Source organism: Anaerovibrio sp. (assembly GCF_045637405.1).
Classification (GTDB): domain Bacteria; phylum Bacillota; class Negativicutes; order Selenomonadales; family Selenomonadaceae; genus Anaerovibrio.
This window is the reverse complement of the sequence record NZ_JAZTZI010000085.1, coordinates 21,556-30,706: the sequence shown is the minus strand read 5'-3', so window position 1 is coordinate 30,706 and position 9,151 is coordinate 21,556. Positions and strand designations below refer to the sequence as shown.

General features: G+C 45.4%; 5 protein-coding genes. 3 read left to right on the top strand and 2 right to left on the bottom strand.

The annotated features are described in order from the left end of the window. Positions 1-29 precede the first annotated feature (29 nt). From ACKI5G_RS06060 to ACKI5G_RS06050, 3 genes are read left to right on the top strand one after another with little or no spacing between them, the layout of a single operon-like run. Positions 30-1,067, top strand: a complete 1,038-nt coding sequence (locus ACKI5G_RS06060; protein ID WP_407398585.1) for an HD-GYP domain-containing protein — start codon at positions 30-32, stop codon at positions 1,065-1,067. Positions 1,068-1,079: 12 nt separating this feature from the next. Then, a complete protein-coding gene (locus ACKI5G_RS06055) occupies positions 1,080-2,186 on the top strand; it encodes a BMP family ABC transporter substrate-binding protein (RefSeq protein ID WP_407398583.1) in 1,107 nt (368 codons plus the stop codon). Continuing rightward, positions 2,179-4,761 carry an ATP-binding protein gene (locus ACKI5G_RS06050; RefSeq protein WP_407398581.1) on the top strand — a complete coding sequence of 861 codons (2,583 nt, stop codon included), beginning with the start codon at positions 2,179-2,181 and terminating at the stop codon, positions 4,759-4,761. Before ACKI5G_RS06055 ends, ACKI5G_RS06050 begins: the two co-directional genes overlap by 8 nt. Before the next feature lie 80 nt (positions 4,762-4,841). Here ACKI5G_RS06050 and ACKI5G_RS06045 read toward each other — a convergent pair whose 3' ends face one another. Together ACKI5G_RS06045 and ACKI5G_RS06040 are read right to left on the bottom strand one after the other, a co-directional pair. Further along, the gene (locus ACKI5G_RS06045) at positions 4,842-6,782 is read right to left on the bottom strand and encodes a nicotinate-nucleotide--dimethylbenzimidazole phosphoribosyltransferase (RefSeq protein ID WP_407398579.1); all 1,941 of its coding nucleotides are present in this window, start codon (positions 6,780-6,782) and stop codon (positions 4,842-4,844) included. Continuing rightward, positions 6,779-8,974 carry a Tex family protein gene (locus tag ACKI5G_RS06040; protein WP_407398577.1) on the bottom strand — a complete coding sequence of 732 codons (2,196 nt, stop codon included), beginning with the start codon at positions 8,972-8,974 and terminating at the stop codon, positions 6,779-6,781. The genes ACKI5G_RS06045 and ACKI5G_RS06040 overlap by 4 nt, the downstream gene beginning before the upstream one ends. Between the last annotated feature and the right edge of the window lie 177 nt (positions 8,975-9,151).

Genomic DNA, 9,151 nt, shown 5'->3' with positions numbered 1-9,151 from the left:
AAAATTATGTACAAAGGTGGTGATTCGTTATGGATCAAACTTCTGAGAAAAAAGCATTTATTCTTACTATTGATGATGATGAAATAAATAATATGCTTCTTGAAGCTATACTGGAAGAAGAATATGAAGTCGTATCTCTTTTGAGCGGTGAGAAGGCCATTGAATTTCTAAAGGGACGAAAGCCTGATTTAATCCTTCTGGACTTGAATATGCCTGGCATGAATGGTTTTCAGGTACTGGAATACCTAAAGCAGGATAAGGAGCTAAAGGATATTCCGGTTATTATGTTGACGGCCGAGTTAGATCAGGAAACAGAGGTTAAGGGAATGCAGTCCGGGGCATTTGATTTTTTGCATAAGCCGTATATTCCAACACTGATATTGACTCATGTTAATCGGACTTTGGAATTGATATCCCTGCAAAAACGAATGCAGGAGCGTATTGATATGCAGATTGAGGCCACTATGAATCAGCTGGCCTCCACTAAAAGGCTGTTTAAGCAGATGGTTTTTGCATTGGCAAAGACCATTGATGCCAAGGACCCTTACACTAACGGTCATTCCCAGCGTGTAGCGGATTACTCCCGGGAAATTGCCTTTAGGGCAGGGAAATCGAAAAATTATCAGAGAAAGATTTTTTTTATAGCACTTCTGCATGATATCGGTAAAATTGGTGTGTCCGGTCAGGTACTAAATAAACCGGATAAGCTGACTCCAAGTGAATATTCTTCCATTAAGGTTCATCCCGTCATAGGCTCCTCCATCTTATCATCAGTTCAGGAGATGGAGGAATTGCAGGTGGGGGCCCGCAGCCATCATGAGCGCTACGATGGTACGGGGTATCCTGATGGGCTGGCAGGTCAGGCAATTCCTGAAAAGGCCAGGATTATTGCGGTGGCGGATGTGTATGATGCTATGACTTCCAAGCGCAGTTACCGTGATGTACTGCCACAGAAAGTGGTGAGAGAGGAATTGGTAAAGGCCAAAGGCACGCAACTGGATCCCCAATTTACGGATATAATGCTTCAAATGATTGATGAGGATGTGGAGTATAGGATGCATGAGTAGGAGGGCTTTGCAATGGAACCTAAACAGCGTTCGATGTTTGAATGGTCATTGCTTTTGGGACTGGTGTTCTTTATTACGGCCTTGGGGGCTTCTCTTTGGTACTTTTCCAATGATAAGGATATAAAAAAGCCCATCGTAGGTATAGTATTGCTGGGAGACAGAAATGAGGAAGGGTGGAATGCACCACAGTACAGAGGAATGAAAAAGGCCTGTGATGCCATGGGGGTGAAGCTGTTGGTAAGTGACAACAACAGTGGTCTTGATGGCAAGTGTGCAAGTGCAGTACGGGAAATGGTAGAAAATGGGGCCGGAATGGTATTTCTTACCAGCTATTCCTATACGACGGACGGCAATACCCTGATACGGGAATTCCCACAGATTGCCTTTGGTACCAATTCAGCAGAGTGCCGGGGGCGAAACATGACCTCTTATTTTATCCGAATGTATCAAGGGCGGTATTTGACTGGAGCCTTAGCTGGAATGCGTACCAAGAGCAATGTTATCGGCTACGTGGCAGCTATGCCAAATTCTGAAGTGAATCGTGGAATAAATGCCTTTGCTCTGGGGGTTCAGAGAACTAATCCCAATGCCAGGGTTGTGGTGATGTATACAGGAAGCTGGGAAAATGAGGAGGTAGAGGAAGAACATGCCTACAGGCTTATTACCCAGGAAAAGGCCGATGTAATAACCTATCATCAGGATGAACCAATGGCCGCCACAGTAGCGGAAAAAATGGGAGTAGATTATATCGGTTATTACGAGGATCTGCAAAATGGTTCAGAACATGATTTAACTTCAGTTATGTGTAATTGGGACCGTTACTATGAGGATATAGTAAGGTATTACCTAAAGGGCGAAATGAATTTTGTTGACAACAGATGGGTAGGCATGGAGGCTGATCTGGTCGAGCTCAGCCAGCTTTCTGATGCAGTGACTTATGAGCAGCGTACTGTATTGAAGCAACTTAAAAAGGAAATGTTGGCTGGACGTTTTGTCTTTGCTGGTGAGATATTTGATAATAAGGGAAGACTCCGTTGCCATGCCAATGAGGTTATCAGGGACGAGTATCTGTTGCAGCACATGGATTGGCTGGTGAAGGGAGTGGACGTCCTTGAATAATAAAATCAGTAAATTGGGACTGTCCCAAAAGGCGTTTATCGAGATAATTATCCTGACCATAATTTTGTTTATTACAGGCAATATTCTCCAGAGTCAGATAAGCCGCAAGCTAAATGATGCTGCTGAGGAATCCGTATCCCAAATGACGGCGGATATGGCCCAGCTTGCAGATGAGCGGTTCATGCGCTACATTAGCACCCTGAAGGCAGCTGCCATTTATTTGGAGCAGCATGAGGAGCATAAAAATAATATTCTGGAGGCCCTTAATCAGGAAAATGCATACGGCAGGGCCGGTGTTATGGATTATGCGGGAAACGTAACGGGAGCTGTGGTCAGCAAGCATGATTTTCCAAAGCTGCTCCGGGCCTTTCAGGGAAATAACGTGGTGGATTACCACACTGACGGAGGCATAATTGTGGCTGTCCCTGTTTATTATGGGGATAACGTAAGGTATGTTCTCTATCAGATTTTTCCGAGGGCAAGTGTAACCAAGGTTTTTGGACTGGCAGATTATAACCCATATAGCCGCATTATGATTCAGTATAAGGATGGTAGTTTGGCCGTCCCTTATGAAAATTTTTCCACAAAGGATCACGAGTTTTGGAATGATCAGGATATAAAGGCCGGTATGGTGGAGGTTCATTCCAGACTGGAAACTAGCAAGGCGGCAGCTGTTTATACGGAAGGAAGCAAAGGGAAATATTATGTTTTCGGTGCAGACCTTCCCCAGACGGATTTTTCTTTGGTGGGATATATTCCTTGGTCCGCAGTGGCAGGAAGAATTAATAGTGTGTACCAGATGGTACAGTGGGTGTTTACTTTGATGCTGCTGTTGTTTGCCTGTGTCAGCATTTATCTGTTCATGGCCCAGACCAAGGTGGCAGAAAATGAAGCTCTTAAAAAGGCCCGACAGGCAGCAGATGATGCCAATCAGGCCAAGAGTCAGTTCCTGGCCAATATGAGTCATGAAATCAGAACTCCTTTAAATGCCATTAATGGCATGGATGAGATGATTCTAAGGCGCAGCAGGGACATGGATATACGGCGTTATGCCAGCAATATTCATTCTGCCTCCACAGCTCTTTTGGGAATCATTAACGAAATACTGGATTTTTCCAAAATCGAATCCGGCCGCATGGAGCTGGTAACAGATAAATACAGCTTAAGGGTTCTCCTTAAGGAGGTAGCTACTTTGGTGGGCTTCAGAGCCAAGGCAAAGCAATTGGAGTTTATCATAAACGTGGATTCCGGGCTGCCTAATGAGCTGTATGGTGATATGGGGCGCATACGCCAGATACTTATTAATGTCATTAACAATGCCATAAAATATACGGAGGAAGGAACTGTAACCTTTGATGTCAGTGGTGAAGCCGTGGAGGATATGCTTAACCTTAAGCTGGTGGTAACAGATACCGGTATCGGTATTAAGCCAGAGGATATGGACAAGCTGTTCAAGGATTTTGAACGCCTTGATATCCAGAAGAATTGCAAGGTGGAGGGCACAGGACTTGGTTTGGCCATTACCCATAGGCTGCTTACCATGATGGGGGGAACCGTTAACGTAAACAGTATCTACGGAAAGGGTAGCTCCTTTGCTATTGAACTGCCTCAGAAGATTATGGGGGCGGAGCTTATTGGAGATTTCGACGCAGAACAGGATATTGAGGAAGAACTGGAGGATGTGGTGACCACCAGCTTTACTGCTCCGGAGGCATCTATTCTCATAGTTGATGACAATGAAATGAATTGCTTCGTGGCGACCTGTATGCTGTCTGATACCAAGGCAAAATTGACGGTGGCCCATAGTGGCAGTGAGGCATTGGAATATCTGAAGAAAGAGTCTTTCCATTTGGTTATGACAGATTACATGATGCCGGGATTGGATGGTATTGCAACTCTCCATGAGGCCAAGAAAATCAAAGGCATCGAAAATACAAGGTTCGTTATTCTGACGGCTACTGCCCTGGCAGGTGTCCGTGAAAAATTCCTGTCAGAGGGCTTTGATGATTATCTTAGCAAGCCTATGACGGGCAAGCAGCTGGAGACCGTGGTAAAGCGCAATCTTCCTGCTGAGCTGGTACATCCGGCAGAAACCTCCGAGGAAAAGGACGTTAATGATGTTAATGACGTTAAGGTGTTGGAGGACCATGAAAAACTGGACAGCAAGGCTTATGAAGATGTGCCTGTTTCCATGAGGGTTCCTAAGATAGATATGTCAATTGGCCTAAAATACTGCAATAACAGTGATAAGCTGTATAAAAGGCTTCTTGCCATGTTTAGCAAGCTTTGTGAGGCTAATATCAAGGAAATGGAAGAATCCTTTGGAGATGAGAAATGGGATGCATATAGAATTAAGGTTCATGCTCTGAAATCGGGAGCCTTAAATATTGGTTGTAATCTCCTACATGAAATGGCCAAGGAACAGGAACAGGCCGGCAAGGATTATATTTCCGGTGAATCCACTGAGCTTCAGCGCATGAAGGCTGTAGAATATATGAAACAACACCATGAGGAGCTAATGACCATGTATAGGAATGTGGCTCAAATGGCCAAGGATATGGCAGAAACATTGTAACAAGGTAAAAGAAAAACAGGGTAGGGGACGCTTTTTAGCTTTTCCCAACCCTGTTTTGATTTGTAGTGGTTTTTATAATACTATATCTGCCTTCCGGCCCCTGGGCCGTCGTTGGCAGTGGCCACCTGGGCCTCGCTGAAGGTTTTCATGTCATTAACTATATGAATGGCTGCATCTGCAAGGCGCATACCAATGCAAGCCGTTATGCCTGGTATTTTCACTGCCATGTGGTATAAAGGCGGTTCAATAGGCAAAAGGAACGGCTGAATTTCGGGCACTAATTGAGCAGCATAGCCAGCCAAGGCTGTTACTGCCCTATCTCCAAGAATTATCATGGTGCGGTTGTGGGTGGCGGCTATTATGGCACCGAGAACCGCAGAAGCTATCAGCTGCATTTCCCCGGGCAGCTGAGCCATGAAGGTGCCTGACTGTAGCTTTAGATTGCCTTGGGTGTCGCACAGCATATCTGCCATGGCATCTATTAATGCAGTGTCGTTATCTATAAGGGACAGGCCCATGATTTGGCTCCCCAGAGATATATTTTCGCCCTGTAGGCGACCAAATTCAAAGGCATCCATCTGGGTCCTTTCCTCTGTGAGATAGGCGGCAATAGAATCGGCCTCTGTTTGAGTGGCAAAGGTATGAATAAAAGCAGCCTGGTCACTATCTAACGCTGCTTCCCGTTTCATGCCAATGAAAAGCAGGGTTTTGGATATGTCAGCTGGTAGCTCGTTGGAGGTGATACCACTTAGCTGGGCGGCTATCTGCTCAATTACCCCCAAGCTGTAGATAGGCTTTGATAAATTGTCCAGCCTCATCTGACAGCGTTCCATGGCCTCCTTATCCAGGTCCGGCATAGTGCTGGTATAATAATCAAATGTTTTATCTGTAAGGGTAATGGCTATATCGGGAATAACATCCTTTTCTATGGTATCTGCCATCAACTCTTTGGCGGCCAGATCTTTTTGAATTTTTATAAATGCTCTTATGGAGGCATCTAAAATGTCAGCCACAAAGGATGAACCAATGGCTTCCCCCAGCTTGATGTTTAAATCCATCATCGGTGTGAAATCCAGTTCTTTTAGGATTAAGTGCTGTCCATGTTCTCCCGCTTTGTGGGAAGGAACAAGATAATCCTTGAGTACAGGAGCCAGTCTTAAAGCTATCAGGGCGGCAGCACTGGAATTGAAGCCATCCAGTATGGTGAGGGAACGGGAAGCTGCGGCACCCAACATAAGGCCGGCAATGGCTCCCAGCTCAAAGCCACCTACTTTTGCCAGCACATCAATGGGATCACTGGAATCTGGATTATTTACAGCCAGTATCCTTTCCACAGTAGCCAGCTTGGTTTTGAACCGTTCATCGGAGATATTGGTGCCTCTGCCTGTGGTGTTGGCAGGGGCTTCCTCCAGGAGAGCAGCGGTAATGGCGGCACTGGAGGTGGTGTTGGATATGCCCATTTCCCCAGGCAGAAATATGGTTATTCCCTGTTGCTGGTGAAGTTGTTTGGCCAGAGAATAGCCATAGTATAAGGATTTTATTGCCTGGTCTCTGGTCATGGCCGGTCCCCGGGAGGAATTATTAGTGCCGGAGGCAATATGGAAATCTATGAGTCCAGGGAGTTCTTTGGCCTTCTCACTATTTATACCTAGATCTGCCACACACAGATGGGCTCCTGTGAAGTCAGCAAAAACATTGGCAGCAGCACCATGGGAAATAAGATAATTGGCCACCATGTGCAGAGTGGTTTCCGGAGGGTAGGCACTGACATTTTCCTGTGCAACACCATGGTCGGCACAGCAGATGGTGACAGCCTTTACAGGTGTGTCCTTAAATGACGCAGAGCCTGTGGCACCAGCATATTTTTTCAATAAAAAGCGTAGAACACCAAAATCTTCCTTTTTAATAGTGGAAGCACCAAGTATTCTTTCTATTTCATCTATACTGGCAGTATCCTTTGGAGGAATTTTGGCTAGAAGAGCTTTGAACTCCTCTTCCTTCATCACGGGTAAATTCGTCATATAGCCTTGGCCTCCTGAGGGACCTGTTTGATACTAAGACCAATACGGCCCCTTGCTTCGTCCACGCTAATGACCAAAACGGTAACAATATCGCCGACAGCCACCACATCCAAAGGATGCTTGACATGCTTGTTGCTTAATTCGGAAATATGTACAAGGCCGGCGGTTTTTATGCCAATATCTACGAAGGCACCAAAGTCGGTTATGTTTCGGACAGTACCACGCATAATAGTCCCTACCTTGATATCAGACAGCTTTACAATGGCCTTTCTGGTAAGAGGCACTGGCAGCTCCTCACGAGGATCACGACCTGGTTTGGATAAAGCGTCTAAAATATCCTTAACAGTTGGTACACCGGCATTTAAGTCCTTGGCCAGCTTTTCAGGATCAGCGATTTTTATTTTGGCCTGGAGCATTTCCAGTTGCTTCTTGTCATTTAAAATATCCACATCAGCCCCTAATTTTGCCAAAATGTTTTTGGCCAGCTCATAGGATTCTGGGTGTACAGGGGTATTGTCCAAAGGCATTTTGCCCCCGCCGATACGCAGGAAACCGGCACACTGGGTGTAGGCGGCATTTCCCAGACGGGCTACCTTCAGCAGCTCTTTACGGGAGCTGAATGGTCCATTTTCGTTTCTGTAGGTTACTATATTCTTGGCAATAGTGGCATTAATGCCTGCTACGTGCTTTAACAGGGCCGGTGAGGCAGTATTTAGTTCCACACCAACATGGTTTACCGCAGATTCAATGGTCTGATCCAGAGTATTAGCCAGTTCCTTTTGATTTACGTCATGCTGATACTGGCCGACACCGATGGCCTTTGGATCGATTTTTACCAGTTCTGCCAATGGATCCTGTACTCTGCGGGCAATTGACACGGCACCGCGGATAGTAACATCATACTCAGGCAGTTCCTCCTTTGCCAGTGGGGAAGCGGAATATACGGAAGCTCCGGCTTCGCTGGTAACGATGTAGTGGGTATCAAGTCCGTTATCCTTTATGAGCTTGGCTGCAAATTCCTCCGTTTCAAAGGATGCAGTACCATTGCCGATGGAGATAAGATTAACCTTGTATTTTTTGATAAGGGCCAATGCTTTTTTTGCAGATTCAGCGGCGCCTTTTTCACCATGGGTAATATAAAGAACACCATGGTCGAGGACATGGCCTGTTGGATCCACAATAGCCATTTTGCAACCAGTGCGGTAGCCGGGATCCAGTCCCATAACGGTAAAGCCAGCCAGTGGTGCCTGCAGCAACAGCTGACGCAGGTTGGTTCCGAAAATGTCAATAGCCTGCTTTTCCGCAGTTTCCGTAAGCTGATTTCTGATTTCTCTTTCAAGGGATGGTTGAATGAGACGCTTCCAGCTGTCAGCCACGGTTTCTTTTAACAAGCTATGGAAAATGGAGTCACCCTTTATGAAACGCTTGCCAATGATGGAGAGAATTTTTTCCTCATCAGCCTCCAGCTTTACCCTCAGACATTCCAGCTTTTCGCCGCGGTTAATGGCCAAAATACGATGGGATGGCAGTGTGCGAACCAGTTCCTTATATTCCTTGTACATCAGGAATACTTTGCCCTCATCGGTGCTTTCTTTTTCCTCGTCCAGGGCAGTGGTAATAAAGGCGTTATTCCAAAGGAACTTACGCAGCTCCTGACGAAGCTGGGCATCCTCGGAAATCATTTCCGCAATAATATCCTGGGCTCCTGCCAAAGCATCCTGGGCAGTTTCCACTTCCAGCTCAGGATTGATGTATTCCGCAGCTACCTCCTCCGGAGTACCAGCAGCAAGCTTTTGCAGTATAATAGTGCTTGCCAGTGGTTCCAGCCCCTTTTCCTTGGCCTTCTGGGCTCTGGTGCGCTTCTTCTGTTTATAAGGAAGATAAATATCCTCCAGCTCCTGCAGCTTTGTGGTTTTTTCAATGGCCAGCTGCAGCTCAGGGGTGAGCTTTCCCTGTTCCTCTATCTTGTTGAGGATTTCCTCCTGACGCTTTACAAAATTGCGGAGGTAGGCAAGGCGTTCAGAAATAATCCTGACCTTCTCCTCGTCCAGTTCACCGGTTTTTTCCTTACGGTAGCGGGAAATAAAAGGAATGGTGTTGCCTTCGTCTAAAAGCTCTGTAACAGCATCAACCTGAAATACTTTTATTTTTAATTCATCAGCAATTATTTTACTGATATTTTCTGTTTTCATCTTGATTTATTCCTCCATGGTGTAAGCAATCGACAAATAATTATATCATATTATTTCCTCTAAACGAAAATGAAACTATTATCCTATATTTTTATTGACATAAATATTAAATATATGTAAAATACTCAATGGATAGTGATTATCTGTTGATAATGGGGAAAAGTAGTTACGCTTTAC

Excerpts from the sequence above, each read along its gene's own strand:
- ACKI5G_RS06045 (WP_407398579.1), bottom strand. The coding sequence starts at position 6,782 with ATGACGAATTTACCCGTGATGAAGGAAGAGGAGTTCAAAGCTCTTCTA.
- ACKI5G_RS06060 (WP_407398585.1), top strand. The coding sequence starts at position 30 with ATGGATCAAACTTCTGAGAAAAAAGCATTTATTCTTACTATTGATGAT.
- ACKI5G_RS06040 (WP_407398577.1), bottom strand. The coding sequence starts at position 8,974 with ATGAAAACAGAAAATATCAGTAAAATAATTGCTGATGAATTAAAAATA.
- ACKI5G_RS06055 (WP_407398583.1), top strand. The coding sequence starts at position 1,080 with ATGGAACCTAAACAGCGTTCGATGTTTGAATGGTCATTGCTTTTGGGA.